Below are 18,331 nucleotides of genomic sequence, written 5' to 3'. Positions count from 1 at the left end.
GGGACGCCCGTGGACGGCGTGACGGACCACACCGACCGGATGGCCGGCCCGGACCACGGGGATCGCCTGGCCGCGCCTCCCGACCCGCTGGCGCCCCGAGGCGTCCCGCTCGGCGGCCCGCTGAGCGCGGTGGGTCGGGGCGCCGCCCTGCTGATCATGCTCACCGCGCTGGCCCATATGGCGCTCCTGGCCCTGTACGTCAGCCCGGCCCTCTCCTCGGCCAACACCCGCCCGGCGCAGGCCCACGCGTGGCTGCAGCCGCTCTTCCCGCAGGACTGGAACATCTTCGCGCCCGACCCGCCCCGCGCCAACGCCCGTCTGGAAGCACGCAGTTGGCGCGCGGGCCAGCCCGGCCACTGGATCGACCTGACCGCCCGCGACATCGCCGCGCACCGAGGCAACCCGCTGCCCAGCCGAGAGGACCAGACCGTCCTGCGCAAGGCGGTCAGCGTCCACCTCGCGGGCTCGCCCCACACCCAGCTGAGGGCGCCGCTGACCCCTGCGGCGCAGTATCTGCGCAACGTCGTGGTCGTACGCCTGCAAGACCTCGGCGAGCCCCGCCCGGACGCCGTCGAGCTGCGTCTGCGCACCGCGTCCATCCCCCCACCCGGCGAGCCCGCACCGGTCGCGAGCCGCCGACCGCTGGGCACCTGGGAGGTGGTGCCGTGACGTTGCGCCAGGCCTCGGGTGCGGGGCCCGCCGTGGCCGAGGACGCCGGTCAGGGCGTGCGGGAGCGACTGCACGCCGTGGTTCTCGTGCCGTTCGGGCTGTACGGAGCCGCAGTCCTCCGCATCGGCGTCTCGGGCCTCTTCCTGCTGAACCTGCTCCGCGAGGCGGGCCACGCGGACCGCCTCTGGGGCCCAGGGTCCCCGTACACCCCCGAACTGTTCCGTGCCTCGGTCGAGGCACGCGGCGCCGACGGCCGGCTGTCCTGGTGGTACACCTGGCTGGGCACCCAGAGCCCCGACTACTTCTGGGCGGCCTATGTGCTGGCCGTCGCGGTCAGTGCGCTGTACCTGCTGGGCTGGCACACCCGCGTCATGGCGGTCCTTTTCGCCTTCGTCGTCGCGGGCTTCTCCATGCGCTCGACGGTCGCGAGCAGCGGGTTCGAGCTGCTGAGCCTCCTGTTCGCCAACTACCTGGTGCTGTGCGCCTCGGGCCGCCGATGGTCCCTGGACGCCCGCCGAGCCGCCCGTGCGACCTCCGCAGCCGTGACCCCGTACGAAGAGCTGCGCCGCCGCATCGTCACCGTCCTGCACAACGCGGGCATGGCACTGATCGGCTTCCAGGTGATGGTGGTCTACGGCACCGCGGCCCTCTACAAGATCCGTGGTGAGACGTGGCGGGACGGCAGCGCGCTGCATTACGCCCTGCGGCTCGACGACTTCGCGACGTTCCCGGAGCTCTCCGGCTGGCTGGCGGGGCAGGGGAGCGCGCTGGCGCTGGCGGCTTATGTGACCGTCGCCTCCCAACTGCTGTTTCCCGCCCTGGTGTTCGTGCCGCGGCTCAAGTACGCGGTCCTGGTCGTGATGCTGGGCACGCATATGGGCATCGGGCTGCTGATGGCGTTGCCGATGTTCTCGGCGATCACCATCGTGGGAGATCTGGTGTTCCTGCCGACGTCGTTCTGGCTGGGCGCGGCCCGAGCGGTGCGGCTGCCGCGCTCGTCCCACGCGACGAACCCGTAATCCGGTGGAGGCGTCGCCTCGTGGTGTTTACACTCGGCGGCTCAAGATCCATGCGTGCGAACGAGGTGTGTTTGATGACGGTCCGAGCCACGACTGCCGACTCCGGTCAGCTGTCGCCCGCACACGCCATGACCTCATCAAACCGAAGGAACACCCCAAGTGGATCTTCCACGCATCTTCACCATCCGCGAAAGTAGCCACCGCGTCCACAATCCGATCACCCCTGGCAAGCTCGCCGTCCTGGGCCATGCGCTGCACCTGGCACCCGGCACGCGCGTGCTCGACCTCGCCAGCGGATCGGGCGAGATGCTGTGCACCTGGGCCCGCGACCACGGCGTCACCGGGACCGGAGTGGACATCAGCACGGTGTTCACCGAGAAGGCCCGCGCCCGTGCCGTTGAACTCGGCGTCGCGGACCGGGTCACCTTCGTGCACGACGACGCCGCCGGCTTCGTCGCGGACGAGCCGGTCGATCTCGCCGCGTGCGTCGGCGCCACCTGGATCGGCGGCGGCGTGGCCGGCACCGTCGAGCTGCTCGGCCAAAGCCTGCGCCCCGGGGGCCTGATGCTGATCGGTGAGCCGTTCTGGCGTCGGGAAGTGCCGGATCTGGAAACCGCCCAGGCCTGCCACGCCGACAGCAGGGACGACTTCCTGGTTCTGCCGGAGCTGATCGAGCAATTCGGCGATCTCGGCTACGACGTCGTGGAAATGGTCCTTGCCGATCAGGACAGCTGGGACCGGTATCGAGCGGCACAGTGGCTCAATCTCCGCCGCTGGCTCGACCAGAACCCCGATGACGAGCTGGCCGCCGAGGTACGGGCCGAGCTCACCACCGATCCCGCCCGCTACACGCGCTACGAGCGGGAATACCTCGGCTGGGGGCTCTTCGCACTGATGGGCCGCTGACGGCCCGATGAGCGCGGGTCCGGGCGGCATCGCTGTCCGGACCCGCGCGTGGTCGCTACTTCTCGTACGTGAGGTCCAGGTTGAGGCTGTTGCCGGGCCCTGCCATGAACGTGCTGATGATGTCGTTGAAGCCGCCGCAGTCCTTCAGGCCGGGCAGGGTGTAGGTGCCCTTGAGCTTGCCGCCGGTGCGCGGCTGGAAGCGGCCCTGGCTGACGAGGTCGATCTCGGCGGGCTCTACGGTCTTGCAGTTCGGTCCGCCGCCGATGGGCAGGCCGAGCGCGTTCACGCCGGTGAGTTTGACGTACATCCGGGAGCGCGACGTGAGTCTGCCTGCCGTGTCTAGAGTCCCTGTCGTCGTGCCGGTCTGCTCGAAGGCGATGTCCGCGGTGGCGGGCAGGAGGCCGAGGAGGGTGAACTTGCCCTTGGTCGGGTCGAGTTCCAGGTCGGCGTCGAAGGTTCCCTTGTCCGGGTCGTAGCGGGTGTCGATGCCGCCGGCCAGCGGAGCGCTGCCCTTGGCCGCCTTGACGAACGAGTTGCCCTTGATGCCGTAACTCAGCTGCACCGGCTCGCCGCCCGGGTCCGGCGGGTCGGTCGGATCCGTCGCACCCGGTTCGACCTGGATGGTGTGCAGCGTCTTGTTCTGGTCGGCGGGATCAAGGGTGCACTCGGTCTCGAAGGTGTCGAGGGCCGTCTTGGCGCCGGTCGCATCCCGCGGGTTCATCGTCAGGAGCAGGCTGGTGACGTCGACCTTCACGCTGCCGGGCTGCCGGAACGTCAGTGCCGGGGCCTGCCCGGTGGCGGTCACGTCGAAGTCGGCGGGCGGCTGCGGCAGGGGGGTCTTCGGAAGGGTGTTGTCGAGGCCGATGTCCAGCGGGCCCTCCGGCATGTGTACGGTGACGCCCGCCGTGGCGACGCCTTCGAGGGTGGTGCCGCCGACGGTGCGCAGGGCGGTGGCCGCCGCCTTGCTGACCGTGGACACGGAGGAGACCCGGAAGGCAGGGATCTGCTCGCCGACCCGCACCTTGGCCGGCAGGTCCGCCGTGATGACGACCGTCAGCGGATCCTCCTCCATGAGCGGGAACACGCACGTGTAGGTCTGCGTCAGGGACACCGGGTCCGCGGCGGCCGGCCGGCCGGAGGTGAAGCCGATCAGCCCGGCAAGCAGCACGACGGCGGGGGCGGCCCGCCACGCTGTGGCGCGCAATCTCAGCACTGCATCTCCAAGTTCTCGGGGGAACGGGTCCGGCCCCCCGCCTCGAAAGGGCGGGGGGCCGGATCGGGACGCGGACTCACCGCTGGGGCGTGGTCCTAGCTCTTGTAGGTGAGGTCCATGTCGATGGTGTTGCCGGGCCCTGCCATGAACGTGCTGATGATGCCGTTGAGGGCGCCGCACCCCTTGATGCCGGGCAGGGTGTAGGTGCCCTTGAGCTTGCCGCCCTTGTACGGCTGGAAGCGGCCCTCACTGGCGAGGTCGACCTTGGCGGGCGAGGAGGTCTTGCAGTCGGCACCGCCGCCGATGGGGAGACCGAAGGCGGTGACGCTGGAGAGCTTGACGAACATCTCGGATTTCGACGTCAGGGCCCCGGCCGTGTCCAGCGTGCCGGTGGTCTTGCCGGTCTGCTCGAAGGCGATGTCCGCGGTCGTGGGCAGGAAGCCCATGATGGTGAACTTGCCCTTGGTCGGATCGAGCGTCAGGTCGGCGTCGAAGGTCCCCTTGTTCAGGTCGTAGCGGGTGTTGATGCCGCCCGTGAGCGGGGCGTTGCCGTTGGCCGCCTTGATGAACGAGTTGCCCTTGATGCCGAAGTTGAGTTTCACCGGGTCGTCCCCGGGCGGGTCCGTCGGCGGGTCGGTGGGCGGATCCGTCGGCGGGTCCGTGGGCGGGTCGGTCGGAGGGTCGGTGGGCGGATCGGTCGGCGGGTCCGTGGGATCGGTGCTGCCGCCGGTGATGGTCATCGTGTGCAGCGCGGTGGGCTGGCCCGCGTCCAGGGTGCAGTCCGCCGGGAACTCATCGCCGTTCGGCGGCAGTTGGACGGGGGCGCCCGACGCGTCACGGGCAATCATGTTGTGCAGCTTGAGGCCGGTCACGTCGAACTTGGCCGTGCCCTCGTTCTCCCAGGTCAGCAGGGAGCCGGGCGACTTGCCGGTGGCGGTGAGGGTGAACCCCGCCGCGGGGTTCGGGATGTCGCCCTTGGCGACGGTGTTGACGACCTTGATGGGAAGGTTGCCGGTGCCGCCGGGCAGGGTGACGTTGACATCGGCGGTGGCCTTGCCCTCGAGACTCACCGCACCCATGACGCCCAGGCCCTGTGCGGCGCGAGCGCTGACCTTGGCGACGGCCTTGATGTCGTACTCGGGGACTGTCTCGCCCACCTTCATGGTGGCGGGCATGTCGGCGGAGATCTCAACTTCGATCGGGTCGTTGCTGATGATCGGGAACTTACAGGTGTACTTCTGCGTGAGCTTGACCGGGTCGGCGGAGGCGGAACCACCGCTGAGGGTGACCAGGCCGGTGACGAGGCCGGCGGCCGCCACCGCGCTCAGGGCACCGCGTGCCCTGGCTTGTCTCTTGTGCACTCCCATGAGCTACCTCTCGGGCTACGTGAATGGGCACAAACGAAGGTCGGGTGTGCCATCTCCGCGATTCCGGACTCGCCGGCCCAGCTGTCCAAGGGAATCGGGAGACGTGAAATGCGCCGCTTCGAGGGAATCTGTCGACTGAAATGCCGCAGACGCTACGGCGGTGTTTCGAATACGCAAACTACTGATGAGTAGTTGGATGGTCAAGGCCTGTTCCTGCCCGCTGGCAGGGGAAGTTGAGGGCCCGGAAGTTTTGTGGCTCCGGTGAGTACGGGACAGTGCGGGGATGACAAATTGTGAGGCAGTCGCCACCGCACATTGCCGAACTGTGCCGATCGGGTTGACTGGCACCTTACTTGCCAGTAGTCATTTCTGGATTGTGTCAATTCTCAGAAATGGGGCCACACATGGGAGATCGCATGGGAGACCGCAGGGGAGAGCAACCGGGAAAAGTCATGGCGAGGCTGGTACGGGGATCGGCCCTGACCGGGGTTGCCGGGGTGGTGCTCGCGCTGACCGCCGGCGGCGGCAGCGCATCGGCTGAGCCGGTGTCCCTGACGCAGAAATACACCTGCAAGTTCCCGATCATCGGCAATGACGCCATCGAAGCCGCGATCACCACAGACATGCCCGCCACGATGAAAGTCGGCGAGACGGTCCCCGAGTACGACATCACGGCCGTCACGAAGGTCAGCGCGCGCGCCGCGCAGGGCCTCGGGGTGCTCGGCGCGGTCACGCTGGAGGGCAAGGCCACCGCCGATGTGGTCGTCACCCAGCCCGGCAGTGATGGCACGTTGCCCATCAAGGTTGTCAACACCGTTGCCAAGGCCGAGATCCCCGACCCCGCCGCGGCATTCGAGGTGACGGCGACCGGCAAGTCTCCCGGAGGGCTGCTGACCTGGGGCTCCGCGGGCGAGGCGGCCTTCGACGTGAAGGGCCTGAAGCTGCACAACATGATCGCCAGGGACGCGGCGGGCGCGCCCGTTCCGCTCCCGCCGAACGGCGACGAGTTCACCGCGGAGTGCACGCTCGACGCCGGTCAGAAGACGCTCCTGCACACCATGACGATCACCGGCGACGGCGGTACGGACCCCACGGATCCACCCACGGATCCGCCGACCGACCCGCCCACCGATCCTCCGACGGACCCGCCCACCGACCCGCCGACCGATCCCGCTGATCCCACGGACCCGACCGGCCCCGGCACCACGACCGGCGGCTCATCGGGCGATGGCTCCGGCACCTCGGGCGGCGCCGGATCGAGCGGCTCCGGATCCTCCGGCACCCAGCTGGGCACACAGGTGACCGGCGGCTCTGGCGCACTCGCGGCGACCGGCATGTCCGGCGTCGGCTTGACGCTGGCGGCGGCAGGAGGTCTGAGCGCCGCCGGTATAGCCGCCTTCCACTACCTGCCCCGGCGCATCAGGAGGGACGAGCAGACCATCTGAGGCTGCTGCTTCGCGGCACTCCCGGAGCCCCTGCGATCCAGGTGGCTCCCCGCCGTACGGCAGTGCAGACAGCGGGCCCGGAGCAGCGACGGCGCTCCGGGCCCGCTGTCGTTCCGTACGCGGCGACCGCGCGCCCCGCGAGGGGGTCGTACGGCTCAAGTCCGCGCGGCGGTGCGAGCCCTGCGGCGCCGCACCACCACCCCCACGACCAGGAAGAGCACCATCAGAACCAGCGTCACGAGAAGACCCCAGTTCACCGTGCGGTAGGCGGTGCTGCCGCTCTCCACCAGCTCGCCCTTCTCGTCGCTCGCGGTCAGTTCGACGCTGCCCCAGTCCAGCGGCGGTGGCGCGGCCCATTTCTGGGTGATCCGTACCCGCTGGCCCGGCATCAGCTCGGCCGGCAACTTGTTGCCCGCGCTGTCGAAGGACGTCCGGCCGAACAAGCCCTTCGCCTTGAGGTCGACCCGCGGCTCGAGCTGCACATTGCCGCTGTTGACGAGTGTGTACGTGACCGTGGCGTCCTTGCCGAGGCCGGGCACCAGCGGAACCTCGTAGTCGAAGCGGACGTCCTGGACCTTGAGTCCGGGTGCTCGCTCGCCGTTGACCTGCAGATAGATGCGGGCGCCGACAGCCTGCCGGATGCCAACGCCGGTGCCTTTGGACCGGGCGACGCGCTTGTCCAGGGCGACGACGGCTCCGGGATGGTCGCCGGGCGATGCGGTACGCGGAATGGCGACGGTGAAGGGCACGGTGGTCTTGCCGCCCGCCGGGACCGTGACCTCGGAGCGTTCGAGGCGCGTCCAGACCCCGACGGAGCGTTGCCTCTCGGTGGGCTCGCGCACCGCGAAGCCGCCGTCGCGGGGGGTGTTGTACGCGTCGGCGGCGTAGAGCAGGAAGGTCACCGGTTCCTTGGCGAGATTGGAGACGGTGACCTTGTCGTGCACGGTGCGCCCCGGATCAGCCTTCATCCGGAAGTACGCCCGGTGGGCGTGGCTCTTGCCGCCCTTCTTGTCGGCCTTGCTGTTCTTGCCGTTCTTGCTGGTCTTGTCGGCGGGGAAGACGGACCAGCGGCCGTTGTCGGCGGCGAACGCGTCCGGTGCCGGGCTCGCGGTGAGCAGGCCGAGCGCCAAGGCCAGGGCGGTGATGAGCAGGGCGGTGTATCTGCGATGCATGAGCTGCGTACGGACGAGGTGCATGCGGCCCCCAGAGCGACGAGATGCGAGGAGAAGCGACGGGACGGGAGGGGAATGGAGCGGAAAACAGGGCAGGGGAGGGGCAGTTGAGCGGGCGGTGGAATGCCGAAGAGGTGGACCGGCCGTCGCACGACGGTCGGTCCACCAGGCCGGGCGTAGGGTCAGGTCAGCGTCAGCGTGAGCACGGCCGCGTAGTCACCGGCGGCCGCGGTCGCCGGTACGTCGAGCGCGAGGCCAGCGCCGACGGTGAACTCGCCGCCGGTCTGGGCCGCGTCGGGCGCGCTCGCGAGCGTGGCGCCCGCCCCGCCGACCGTGCCCTGGGTGCCCGGCACGCAGGTACTTGCCGACCCCGCCGCCGTCTCGCAGGACGGTGTCCAGCCGAGCTTGTCCGCGCCGATGGTGCCGGCGCCGCCCGTGAAGTCGGTGACCTTCCCGGTGAGCGACCAGCCGGTGGCGCCGTTACGGGCGTCCTTGACGGTTACCTTCCGCAGATCGCCGGTCGAGCTGCCGCCCGCGCCCTCCTCGACCGGGGACAGCGCGACGGTGTCGCCCGCCTGGGCCATGGTGAGCTGACCGCCGCCCTGCTTGGGGGTCACCTTGGTGTTCACGTTCTGCTTGCCCGTCGAGGGGTCCGTGCCCGGGTCCGGGTCGGGTCCGGGGTCCGGGTCGGGTCCGGGGTCGGTGCCGCCGCCCTGGATCTCCATCGTGTGCAGGAGCGTCGGCTGACCTGCGTCGAGCGTGCAGGCCGTCTCGAACTCGTCGCCGAACGGCGGGAGCTGGACAGGATTGCCCGCGGTGTCGCGGGCGATCATGTTGTGCAGCTTGAGGCCCGTGACATTGAACGTGGCGGTACCGGGATCGGCCCAGGTCAGCAGGGAGCCGGGCGATTTGCCGGTGGCGTCGACGGTGAACGCCGCTGCCGGATTGGGGATGTTGGCCTTGGCGACGGTGTTGACGACCTTGATGGGCAGGTTGCCGGTGCCGCCGGGGAGGGTGACGTTGACGTCGGCGGTGGCCTTGCCCTCGAGGGTCACCGCTCCCATGACGCCCAGGCCCTGTGCGGCGCGGGCGCTGACCTTGGTGACGGCCTTGATGTCGTACTCGGGGACTGTCTCGCCCACGTTCATGGTGGCGGGCATGTCGGCGGTGATCTCGATTTCGATCGGGTCGTTGTTGATGATCGGGAACTTGCAGGTGTACTTCTGATTCAGCTTCAGCGGAACGGCCGAAGCGGTACCTCCGGTGACGGTGAGCAGACCGGTGACCAGCCCGGCGGTCGCGACCGCCGCCAGGGCGCCACGCACCCCGGCTCTCTTGTGATTAGCTCTCATGAGCTGCCTCTCGTACTGCGTGAACGAGCAGAACGGGTGAAGGAAGAATGGCCGTACATGTCGTTATCTTCGCCAGATACGGTCCTGTTTCGGATCGGTAAACTACTGACGGGTAGTTGGGCGGTCAAGGTGTCAATTACCATCAGAATTCAGCTGCCTGGTTTTGGGGGCTGCTTCATCCCTGGATGAGTAATACGCGACCCGAACTTGTACGTCGATGCCAAAACCCTGAGGTAAGTCCGGGTGACAACTGATCCCTGCTCCTTACTCACTCCGCAACAGATCTTCGGCACGCAGCGAAACGGCTCTTGACCGGCTTCTCTGTGCGCGGCTAGCTTCCGCATTCGGCTCGATTGTCAATGCAACGCAATTTCCTGTGCCCGCACCCGTGCATTGCCCGTGCCTGCACCTGTGCTTGTGCCTGTTTCGCCGAGCGGTCGGAGTTCTGATGCTGTCTTGTGAGGCAATCCCCGACCCGGTCCCGGGGTTGAGCCCTTCCGGCCGCGTGGACGGGAGATCAGCGAGCGCGGTGCGCCGGGCCGGAACCCTCGGCGCACCCGGTCTCGGCGGGGTCGGCGACCGGCACGTTCGCGAGAAGCTCGCCCGCCGGCCCCGCCCGTCCCGCCGCCTCTGCCAGCCCGGCCGCTTCGCCCATGACGCAGACGAACGCCGCCGCAGCGGGCTCACCGACACCCGCAATGCCCAACCGGCCCTGGGCATTGCGGGGTACACCACCCCCGGCCTGCTCGCTCATACCGCGGCACGACCGCCCACGGGCGCATGGCGCCCTCGAACCAAGCGCCCGTGCGCGACAGGCACCCGGCTGTTGCGCGGCGGCGATGCCCGATGAGCCGCTTCCTCTTCGTGATGCCGCCGCTCGCCGACCACGTCAACCCGGCATCGGCGGTCGCCGCCGAACTCGCCGTCCGGGGGCACGAGGTGGCCTGGGCCGGCCAGCCCGCCGCCCTGGAAGGTCTGGTGGCCGCCGGCCACCACGTCTTCCCCTGCGCGGGCACTCCTGGTGTCGGTGGACCCCGCGATCTGCGCGGCGTGGCTGCTCTGAGGTTCCTGTGGGAGGACTTCTTCGTCCCGCTCACGCACGCCATGGCGCCCGGAGTGACCGCTGCCGTCCTGGAGTTCGGGCCCGACGTGCTCGTCGTCGACCAGCAGACCATCGCGGGCGCACTGGTCGCCGAACGGCTCGGCGTCCCCTACGTCACTTCCTCGGCCACCTCAGTCGAGCTGTCGCGCGGCCCCAGCGACACCCCGCAGTTCGACCAGTGGCTCACCGACCTCCTCGACGGCCTGCGGCTGCGTCTCGGCGACCCCTCGGCCCGCTATGACCCGCGGTTCTCGCCGAGGCTCACGCTCGCGTTCTCCACCAGCGAACTCACCGGCCCGCAGGCGTCCGACCGCGGTCCGGTGCGCTTCATCGGTCCGGCTCTCGGCCAGGTACCCGACTCGCCCGCCGATGCCACCGACTTCCCCTGGGGCTGGGTCGACGGGGACGACGACCGGGCGCTGGTCCTGGTCTCCCTCGACACCGCCGACACCACGGTGGGCGCCCACTTCCTCGCCCAGTGCGTCGAGGGCATACGCGCCCGATCACGCGTACTGCGGGCCGTGGTCGTCGACCCCGACAACGTCCTCGGCCCACCGCGTGACGACGGCAATCTCCTGATCTGCCCTTCAGTGCCGCAACTCGCCCTTCTGGCCCGCACGGACGCCATCGTCTGTCACGCCGGACACCGCACCGTCACCGAGGCCCTGTGGCACGGCGTCCCCCTGGTGGTGGCGCCGGCCCGCCATGACCAGCCCGTCATCGCCGCCCAGGTCACCGCCGTGGGCGCGGGCGTGCGGGTGCGATTCGGCCGGACCGATGCCAAGGCCGTCGGATCCGCGCTTGACGCCGTGCTCGGCCGACCTCACTACACCGCCGCCGCTCGCCGTGTCAGCCACTCCTTCCGCGAGGCGGGCGGGGCCCCCATCGCGGCGGCACACCTTGAAGAGCTCGCCATCGCGGAGCAGGAGAACGCAGGGCAGGGACTGCAGATATAGCCGAGCGCAGCCCGCCGACCAGCCGCAAGCGGCCGCGAGAACGGCCCTGTCCCACAAGCCATCAGCCACCAGGTGCCACCGGCCCCAGAGGAACTGACATGCCGACACGGATATCCCGCCGGGCGGGGCGGCTGCCCGCCGTCCTCGCCCTGATCCTCGCGGCCTGCACACTCTGTCCGGGCACGGCGGGCAGCGAGCCCCGCCACGCTCCGGCGAGCAAGACCGCGCTGCTGCCGCCCGACGACTTCTACGTACCGCCGTCCGTCCTGCCCGACGGGAAGCCCGGCGACGTCATCCGCTCCCGCAAGGTCGAGCCCGGCACCCCGATGCCGCGCGCCCTGGCCGACACGTGGCAGGTGATGTACCGGTCCACCGACGCGCTCGGCAAGCCCCACGCCCTGACCGCCACCGTCATGGTGCCCAAGGGCGGCACGCCCGCCTCGCGGCCCATCGTCGGCTGGGGGCCCGGCACACAGGGGCCGGCCTTCCGCTGCGCCCCGTCCCGAATGATCGCCAAGGGCGCCCTGTACGAGCAGTGGGTCCTCACCGCCATGCTCAGGGCGGGCTACGCGGTCGCCGTCCCCGACTACGAGGGCTACCGGCCCGGGCCGAAGACCACGTACATGGTCGGAAAGTCCCTGGGCCCCGCGCTCCTCGACGCGGTCCGCGCCGCGCAGCGGCTGCCCGCCACCGGGCTCTCCGCCGACGCGCCGGTCGCCTTCCGCGGCTACTCCCAGGGCGGCGGCGCCGCGCTGTGGGCGGGCGAGTTCCAGCCCGACTACGCGCCCGAGCTCAAGCTCAAGGGCATCGTCGCGGGCGGCGTCCCGGCCAACCTGATGGAGGTGGCATTGCCGCTCAACGGCCGCCCCGGCTCCGGCTTCCTCTTCTACGCCCTGATCGGCCTCGACAACGCCTATCCGGAGCTCAAGTTCGGCGACGTGCTCAATGACGCGGGACGCGCCATGGTCGCAGACCTCGAAGCGGGTGGCTGCGCCCTCGAGATGATCAACAAGTATGGCAACAAGCCCCTGTCCGCGTACGTCACCCGCAGCCCGCTCGTCGACGCGCCCTGGGTCGCCCGCTACACGGAGAACACCCTCGGCAGCAGTCCGAAGATCAAGGTGCCGGTGCTCCAGTACCACGCGACCCAGGACGCCCTCGTCGAACCGAACCAGGCCGACGCCCTGCACAAGCAGTACTGCGCACAGGGCGTGCCGCTGACCTGGAAGACGTACGACAGCACGGCCCATCCGCCCGTGGCCGACCACCTCTGGCCGATCCAGGCGGCGAACGCCGAGGCCATGACGTATCTCGCCGACCGCTTCGCGGACCGGCCCGCCGCCCCCAACTGCTGAGCGTCGCAACTCCGAGAGGCGATCGAGTCATGGCAATGAGCAACAAGCACCGCAGGAAGGGCAGCGGCCGCATGCGCCGGGGCATGGCCGGCACCGTCGTCGCGGCCGTCGCCGTGGCCGGACTGACCGCATCGGGCGCGCCGGGCGGCCCACTCGCCGCGCCCCGCCGCGACGCTGCTCCGGACCGCGCCACCGGGAACGAGGGGTGGGCCCCGCCCGCGGGCCCCTCCGCCGACGCCTACCACACCGAACTCCCGCCCCTGCGCGGCAGCAAAGGGGCACCGGGTGGCGGGACCGAGACCCCCGAGGCGCGAACCCAGTCCGGCATCCCGGCCACCGTCCTCACCGCCTATCGCCGCGCCGAAGACGCTCTCGCCGACACCGACATCGGCTGCCACCTGCCGTGGCAACTGCTCGCGGCCATCGGCAAAGTGGAGTCGGGACAGGCCCGCGGCGGCCGGGTCGACGCGGACGGCACGACGCTCACCCCGATCCTCGGCCCTGTCCTCAACGGCAGCGGGTTCGCCCGGATCTCCGACACGGACGGCGGGAGATACGACGGCGACGCGACGTACGACCGGGCAGTGGGGCCGATGCAGTTCATCCCCTCCACCTGGGCCCGTTGGGGTGCTGACGGCAACGACGACGGCCGCGCCGACCCCAACAACATCCACGACGCCGCGCTCGCCGCCGGCCGCTACCTGTGCGCCGGACATCGCAACCTCGTCGTCAAGGCGGACCTAGACCGAGCGATCCTCAGCTACAACCACTCAACCGCCTACCTGCGCACGGTCCTGGCCTGGCTGGACTTCTACCGCCGCGGCGCCCACGAGGTCCCCGACGGCCGGGGCCCGTTGCCGACCAGCCCCGGCCCGGGCGGCAAGACCCCGGCGACCCGGCCGGCCGGCGGAGGCGGCCTGGTCGTGGGCCCCCAGCCGGCAAACCCGACGAATCCCCGCCCCGGCGATTCCGCCTCGCCGGACCCGACCCGCCCCGGCCCACGCCCCACCGGCCCCGGCCCGCGCCCCAGGCCTACCACTCCCGGGCCCACCGACCCGGGCCCCACCACCCCGGACTGTCCCTCCCCGACGACCCCCTCCGCAGACCCGAGCCCGACACACGAACCGTCCCCCTCCGACACCACGACGCCTTCGGATCCCCCTTCTCCTTCACCGTCCCCCTCACCGACGGGTTCGCCCTCGCCGACCGACTCAAGGCCCCCGGAGACCTGCAGCCCGTAGAGGAGCGGCCCCTGGGGCACGGCGAATTTCGACGGCGTGTCCCCTCACGCAGCGAAGGCCGGACATGAACCGGTCCCTGCCAGACTGACGCCGTGAACAAGCCCCAGACGATCGACGAGTACATCGACGGCTTCGACGGTCAGGCCCGTGAGCTGCTCGAGCAACTGCACGCACTGACCCGAGAGGCCGTGCCGGACGCGAGCGAGGCCATCAAATGGGGCCATCCCGCCTGGGTGCACCCCTCGGGAACGATCCTGTTCATGATCAGCGGCCACGCGAAGCACGCGAACTTCGCATTCACCCCCAGCACCCGCGAAGCCTTCGACGCCGAACTCAGCGATCTCGAGACCGGCAAGGGCACGGTCAAGCTCTTCTACGGCAGGCCGGTGCCGACAGCTCTCCTGCGCCGCATGATCGCCTACCGCGTCCGCGAACACGAGGAGGACGGGGTGCTGTGGATGTGACCCCCACGCCTCGCGGCCGGCAGGGCGCGACAGGCCGGCCCGGGCTGCCCTGCACGCGAGGCACCCATGCGCCCAGTGACGGTTCGTAGCAACACCCCCCGCGCCTTGTGCACAGTGGCACACGACCCGTGACCTCCCGCGCCTCTAGCCTCGCCGCACCGGCGCGACAACGAGAACGATCGAGGGGCGGGCCCTGTGAACTGGCTGATCCATGACTACCGCGAGAGCGATCTCGCCGCGGTGGTCCACCTGATGGACACCACGGCCGAACTCGGCCAGGAATCCGTCTTCTCCGTGGCGGAGTGCATCAGTGCCCTGACATCCCGCCAGCCGGGCGTCGTCGCCGTCCACCAGGGCGTGCCCATCGGGACGGCCCTCGCCTGCGTGGCGGGGGAGCGGGCCTGGGTGATGCGCATCGCGATCGCCCCGGCCTGGCGTGGGCGCGGCCTGGCCAGCGCACTCCTGGTCGAGCTGGAGCGCCGCCTGATCGCCGCGCGGGTCGGGCGGATCGCCTACGTCCTGCCCGAGGAGGACCTTTTCGGCGAGGGGCTGCTCAACGCGGGCTACACCCGTCGGCCTGCCGTCGCCTACTTCGAGAAGGTCGAGCCGGTGCACGGGCCCGCCGCCAGCGTCCTCGACGACCTCGGCGGCCGGCTGCTGCCCGGTGATCTGTGGGCCAAGGTCGTCGGCATGGAGCGGGAGAAGGACCTGATCGAACGGCGGGTCGTGCTTCCGCTTGCCGAACCGGAGCGTGCGGCGCTCCACGGTGTGCGCCCGCCGCGGGCGGTGGGCCTGTTCGGGCCACCGGGTACCGGCAAGACGACCTTCGCGCGCGCCATCGCCTCGCGGCTCGGCTGGCCGTTCGTGGAGATCCTGCCCTCCCGGCTGGCCGACGGGGGCAATCTGGCGGCGGCACTGCGCTCCGCGTTCGCGGCGATCGCTGAACTGGAACGCGTCCTGGTCTTCATCGACGAGGTCGAGGAGATCGCCCCCGTCCGCCAGGAACCGGCGCAGCCCGGCGGGATGCACGGGGTGACCAACGAACTGCTCAAGCTGATCCCGGGTTTCCGGGAGGGCGACGAGCGGCTCCTGGTGTGTGCGACGAACTCGATCCGCTCCCTGGACCCGGCCTTCCTGCGGCCTGGCCGCTTCGACTACCTGATCCCGATCGGTACGCCGGACAAGGCCGCCCGGGCGGCGATCTGGGCACGCTACACGGACGGGCGCCCGGAGGTGGACGTCGACGAGCTGGTGGCAGCCAGCGACCTGTTCACGCCCGCTGACATCGAGCACGCCGCCCGGATCGCCGCCCAGAACTCCTTCGAGCGTGATCTGGTCTCGCCCGGCGGGCAAAGGGCGGCCACGGAGGCATTGCCGGGCGCGAGTACGGCGGGCTACCTGGAGGCGATCGCCCAGTGCCGTCCCACGGTGACGCCGCAGATGATCGACCAGTTCGAATCGGACATCACCACACACGCCCGGTTCTGACCCAGCGCGAGCCTCCGGAGACTCTGTCGACTTTCCGGAGGCACCTGGCGGCTGGAAAACCGCGAGCCATTTGATCACGGCCCGGGCAGGATGCCCTCTGTGAACCATGTCCTGTGTGGTCTGGCCGCCAATGACGCTCTGCCATCCGAGCTGGTCGACCGGCTGATTGAGGGGGCGGACGATGACATCGCCGCGCACCTGGCTTGTCGCACGGACCTCAGCCATGCGCAGGCGGTCGCCCTGGTAGCGCGGGTCGAAGAGAGCGCCGTATGGCTTGCGTCCGAGGGGCGATTGACCGCTGCCGACATCGATCCCGCCGCGCAGCCACACGCCGCCCTCGCCCTCCTCGGCGAAGCAGTTGACAGCCCGCAATGGGCGCGCCTCTTCGCGGCCGATCCAGACGTCGAGCGCCGGGAGAAGCTGGCCGCCTGTTCCGGGCTCCCGCCCGATGTGGTGGAGACGCTCGCCGCTGACGCGGACGTACGGGTCGTCGCGGAGCTCGCCTTGTGGACTACGTCAGCGATCGCCGCAAGGCTCGCGGGGCATCCGCACGCCGAGGTCCGCCGCGCGGCAGCGGCCAACCAGGCAACACCCCCATCCCTGCTGGCGGCACTGCTCACCGGCGAGGGCCTGCCCCCGGCGCTGCGCTGCCTGGTCTGTGACCGCGAAGAGATCCCGTTCGTGCACGACCCGCATTGCCCGCGCACAGATTGTGATCTGCTGCCGGGTGCCTCCTGCGACGGCGGTCACGAGTCCACCGCGCACACGACGCAGCAGATGGCACTGCAGAACCCGGCCATACCCACCGACGCCGCCGTCCGCTTTGTCGATCACCCTTCCGCGCTGCTTCGTTGGGCGCTGGCCGCACGCTCCGATCTGCCCCCGGAGGCGTACGGACGGCTCGCCACGGACCCCCACCCTGGTGTCCGAGCCGACCTTGCCGCGAATCCCGCGATCGACGAGGCGTTGATACGAGCGCTGGCCGTCGACCGCGGCCACGATGTGCAGCGCGAGCTCGCCCACAACCCGCGTGTGCCTCTCGACGTGCTCATCGGTCTGGCCCGCACCACCAAGATCGGCGCTACCCTGCTGCCGCGGATTGCCGCCGCTTCTTGCGGCGAGGTCGCGGAGCTGGCTCAGTCGCCGGACCCCGCCGTGCGGACGCTCGTGGCGCAACGACGCGATCTTCCGACCGTAACCCGCGACGCGCTGGCCGCCGATCCCGACGCGAAAGTGGTCAAGTCCATCGCTTCGCACCCGGGCCTTTCCGAAGCGCAGCTGCGCGCCATGGTGGACCGGCACGGCGTGCATGTCATCGCCAAGGTGGCGGCCAACCCGGATGCGACTTCGGCCTTGCTGGAGGAGCTGACCCGGCACGAACCCCCGGTGAGGAAGGCGTTCCGCGAGGTCGCCCGGCACCGCAACGCGACGGGACCTGCGCTGCACAACTGCTTGGCGGACAAGCAGGCTCGGCCCCTGGCCGCCGCCCACCCGGCCCTTGCGCCACACGTCATCGCGGAGTTGCTCACCGACACCGACTGGCGGGTAGTGGAAGCCGCGGCCGCCAACCCGTCGCTGCCACTCGCCGTGATGTCAAGTCTGGTGCCGCAGCCGTAGGCGCTCTGCTCGCCAGGTTGAGTCGGGTGAAACGCCCGGCCCCAAGCAGTTCCGGGGCGCCCGAGCAGCCCCAGGCCGACCGGACGGCGCCGCAAGGCCGACCTATGAGTCAACGTAGCGGGCAGCAGGGCGAGATCAGCCGTTGACCTTCCGCGCCACGCGCTCCAGGCGGCTCCGGTGGTTCTCCCACCACGCCTGATCCTCCGGTGGCAAGGCGTCCTTGTCCTGCAGATACCCGACGGATCCGTCGATGAGCTCTCGTACGATGTCGGCGTGACCGGCGTGCCGCTGAGTATCGGAGATCACGCGCACCAGGATGTGGTTCAGCGTCACCTCCCGCCGCTCCTCCGGCCACCACGGGACGTGACCGATGGCGTCGAGCGGCAGCGTCGCGACCGTGCTGTTGGAGTGCTCCCACGCCTGACGATAGAGCCCGACGATCTGGTCCCGTGATTCGTCTTCGGTGGCCCACATGTCCGAGTTGGGCTCAGCGTCCTCGATGCGCCGCCAGGCAGGCGGGTCCGTGTCGAAGAACGGCCGCCCGAACGTGTCGCCGAAGTAGCCCATCTCCACGTAGGCGACATGCTTGATCAGTCCCAACAGGTTCGTGCCCGTGGGAGTCAGCGGGCGGCGGATGTCGTACTCCGAGAGCCCATCGAGCTTCCACACCAGGGCGTCACGCCCCTCTTGCAGGTATCGGAGCAGGTCTGCTTTCGGATTCGGTTTGATCATGCCGGGCAGTCTTCCACCGGGCACTGACAGTCGGGAGTGAACGCCGAACGCCGGGTCGGCCAGGCCAGGTTGAGGTAGGCGGACTTCTGGAAGGAGCCTGGCGCCGGCGTGCGGCACCTGGACGTGGCCCCGGCCGGGGGTGCGGGGGCCGGGGCGAAGCCGTGTGAGACACAGCGGGACGGGGGGGGCGCACCCAACCGGTCCACAAACACCAAGGAACCCCCCATGGCCCC

Annotated in this window: 16 protein-coding genes; 10 read left to right on the top strand and 6 right to left on the bottom strand. The window is 70.2% G+C overall.

Translation table 11 applies throughout. From position 1 onward, the window contains the following. Positions 1–18: 18 nt before the first annotated feature. The 3 genes from ACWGIH_RS07785 (at position 19) to ACWGIH_RS07775 (ending at position 2,594) form a co-directional block, all read left to right on the top strand. Positions 19–669 carry a DUF5819 family protein gene (locus ACWGIH_RS07785; RefSeq protein ID WP_453447177.1) on the top strand — a complete coding sequence of 217 codons (651 nt, stop codon included), beginning with the start codon at positions 19–21 and terminating at the stop codon, positions 667–669. Further along, positions 666–1,688, top strand: coding sequence for an HTTM domain-containing protein (locus ACWGIH_RS07780; RefSeq protein WP_453447175.1), 1,023 nt, complete (start codon positions 666–668; stop codon positions 1,686–1,688). Before ACWGIH_RS07785 ends, ACWGIH_RS07780 begins: the two co-directional genes overlap by 4 nt. 159 nt (positions 1,689–1,847) lie before the next feature. Further along, the gene (locus tag ACWGIH_RS07775; RefSeq protein ID WP_453447173.1) at positions 1,848–2,594 is read left to right on the top strand and encodes an SAM-dependent methyltransferase; all 747 of its coding nucleotides are present in this window, start codon (positions 1,848–1,850) and stop codon (positions 2,592–2,594) included. A gap of 55 nt (positions 2,595–2,649) precedes the next feature. Here the strand turns inward: ACWGIH_RS07775 and ACWGIH_RS07770 are convergent, their stop codons facing one another. Next, positions 2,650–3,798 carry a DUF6801 domain-containing protein gene (locus tag ACWGIH_RS07770; protein WP_453447171.1) on the bottom strand — a complete coding sequence of 383 codons (1,149 nt, stop codon included), beginning with the start codon at positions 3,796–3,798 and terminating at the stop codon, positions 2,650–2,652. 104 nt (positions 3,799–3,902) lie between these two features. Next, the gene (locus ACWGIH_RS07765) at positions 3,903–5,174 is read right to left on the bottom strand and encodes a DUF6801 domain-containing protein (protein WP_453447169.1); all 1,272 of its coding nucleotides are present in this window, start codon (positions 5,172–5,174) and stop codon (positions 3,903–3,905) included. Positions 5,175–5,626: 452 nt separating this feature from the next. Between ACWGIH_RS07765 and ACWGIH_RS07760 the strand changes: the two genes are divergently transcribed. Next, positions 5,627–6,619: a DUF6801 domain-containing protein gene (locus ACWGIH_RS07760; RefSeq protein ID WP_453447167.1), complete on the top strand. Its 993-nt coding sequence runs from the start codon at positions 5,627–5,629 to the stop codon at positions 6,617–6,619. 155 nt (positions 6,620–6,774) lie between these two features. Here the strand turns inward: ACWGIH_RS07760 and ACWGIH_RS07755 are convergent, their stop codons facing one another. The 3 genes from ACWGIH_RS07755 to ACWGIH_RS07745 all read right to left on the bottom strand — a co-directional run bounded on the left by ACWGIH_RS07755 (position 6,775) and on the right by ACWGIH_RS07745 (position 9,897). Beyond that, the gene (locus tag ACWGIH_RS07755; protein ID WP_453447165.1) at positions 6,775–7,815 is read right to left on the bottom strand and encodes a COG1470 family protein; all 1,041 of its coding nucleotides are present in this window, start codon (positions 7,813–7,815) and stop codon (positions 6,775–6,777) included. Positions 7,816–7,973: 158 nt separating this feature from the next. Continuing rightward, complete coding sequence (locus tag ACWGIH_RS07750) at positions 7,974–9,143, bottom strand: DUF6801 domain-containing protein (RefSeq protein WP_453447163.1); 1,170 nt, start codon at positions 9,141–9,143, stop codon at positions 7,974–7,976. Positions 9,144–9,660: 517 nt separating this feature from the next. After that, positions 9,661–9,897 (bottom strand): hypothetical protein, encoded by a 237-nt coding sequence (locus ACWGIH_RS07745; protein ID WP_453447162.1) that lies wholly within the window; start codon positions 9,895–9,897, stop codon positions 9,661–9,663. A 92-nt stretch (positions 9,898–9,989) separates the two neighbouring features. On the opposite strand from ACWGIH_RS07745, the gene ACWGIH_RS07740 reads away from it, so the two are divergent. From ACWGIH_RS07740 to ACWGIH_RS07715, 6 genes are all read left to right on the top strand, one after another. Further along, positions 9,990–11,201, top strand: coding sequence for a glycosyltransferase (locus ACWGIH_RS07740; protein ID WP_453447160.1), 1,212 nt, complete (start codon positions 9,990–9,992; stop codon positions 11,199–11,201). A gap of 98 nt (positions 11,202–11,299) precedes the next feature. After that, on the top strand, positions 11,300–12,556 hold the full coding sequence (locus ACWGIH_RS07735) for a lipase family protein (protein ID WP_453447158.1): 1,257 nt from the start codon (positions 11,300–11,302) through the stop codon (positions 12,554–12,556). Between the two features lie 35 nt (positions 12,557–12,591). Beyond that, entirely contained in the window at positions 12,592–13,797 is a 1,206-nt protein-coding gene (locus tag ACWGIH_RS07730) for a lytic transglycosylase domain-containing protein (protein ID WP_453447156.1), read from the top strand. A gap of 92 nt (positions 13,798–13,889) precedes the next feature. Beyond that, entirely contained in the window at positions 13,890–14,261 is a 372-nt protein-coding gene (locus ACWGIH_RS07725; protein WP_453447154.1) for an iron chaperone, read from the top strand. 195 nt (positions 14,262–14,456) lie between these two features. Then, positions 14,457–15,749 (top strand): ATP-binding protein, encoded by a 1,293-nt coding sequence (locus ACWGIH_RS07720; protein WP_453447152.1) that lies wholly within the window; start codon positions 14,457–14,459, stop codon positions 15,747–15,749. A 99-nt stretch (positions 15,750–15,848) separates the two neighbouring features. Continuing rightward, entirely contained in the window at positions 15,849–17,366 is a 1,518-nt protein-coding gene (locus tag ACWGIH_RS07715) for a hypothetical protein (RefSeq protein ID WP_453447150.1), read from the top strand. A gap of 135 nt (positions 17,367–17,501) precedes the next feature. On the opposite strand, the gene ACWGIH_RS07710 is transcribed toward ACWGIH_RS07715, so the two are convergent. Then, on the bottom strand, positions 17,502–18,098 hold the full coding sequence (locus tag ACWGIH_RS07710; RefSeq protein WP_453447149.1) for a DinB family protein: 597 nt from the start codon (positions 18,096–18,098) through the stop codon (positions 17,502–17,504). Positions 18,099–18,331 lie beyond the last annotated feature (233 nt).

The sequence above is a fragment of the Streptomyces sp. NPDC054872 genome (assembly GCF_053610705.1).
Note: the sequence above shows the minus strand (reverse complement) of the source record. Positions and strands in the feature narration are given on the sequence as shown.

What these genes read in the sequence shown, in the direction of transcription:
- ACWGIH_RS07760 (WP_453447167.1), top strand. Translation starts at nt 5,627, where the DNA reads ATGGCGAGGCTGGTACGGGGATCGGCCCTGACCGGGGTTGCCGGGGTG.
- ACWGIH_RS07755 (WP_453447165.1), bottom strand. Translation starts at nt 7,815, where the DNA reads ATGCACCTCGTCCGTACGCAGCTCATGCATCGCAGATACACCGCCCTG.
- ACWGIH_RS07735 (WP_453447158.1), top strand. Translation starts at nt 11,300, where the DNA reads ATGCCGACACGGATATCCCGCCGGGCGGGGCGGCTGCCCGCCGTCCTC.
- ACWGIH_RS07765 (WP_453447169.1), bottom strand. Translation starts at nt 5,174, where the DNA reads ATGGGAGTGCACAAGAGACAAGCCAGGGCACGCGGTGCCCTGAGCGCG.
- ACWGIH_RS07745 (WP_453447162.1), bottom strand. Translation starts at nt 9,897, where the DNA reads ATGAGCGAGCAGGCCGGGGGTGGTGTACCCCGCAATGCCCAGGGCCGG.
- ACWGIH_RS07750 (WP_453447163.1), bottom strand. Translation starts at nt 9,143, where the DNA reads ATGAGAGCTAATCACAAGAGAGCCGGGGTGCGTGGCGCCCTGGCGGCG.
- ACWGIH_RS07710 (WP_453447149.1), bottom strand. Translation starts at nt 18,098, where the DNA reads ATGATCAAACCGAATCCGAAAGCAGACCTGCTCCGATACCTGCAAGAG.
- ACWGIH_RS07730 (WP_453447156.1), top strand. Translation starts at nt 12,592, where the DNA reads ATGAGCAACAAGCACCGCAGGAAGGGCAGCGGCCGCATGCGCCGGGGC.
- ACWGIH_RS07740 (WP_453447160.1), top strand. Translation starts at nt 9,990, where the DNA reads ATGAGCCGCTTCCTCTTCGTGATGCCGCCGCTCGCCGACCACGTCAAC.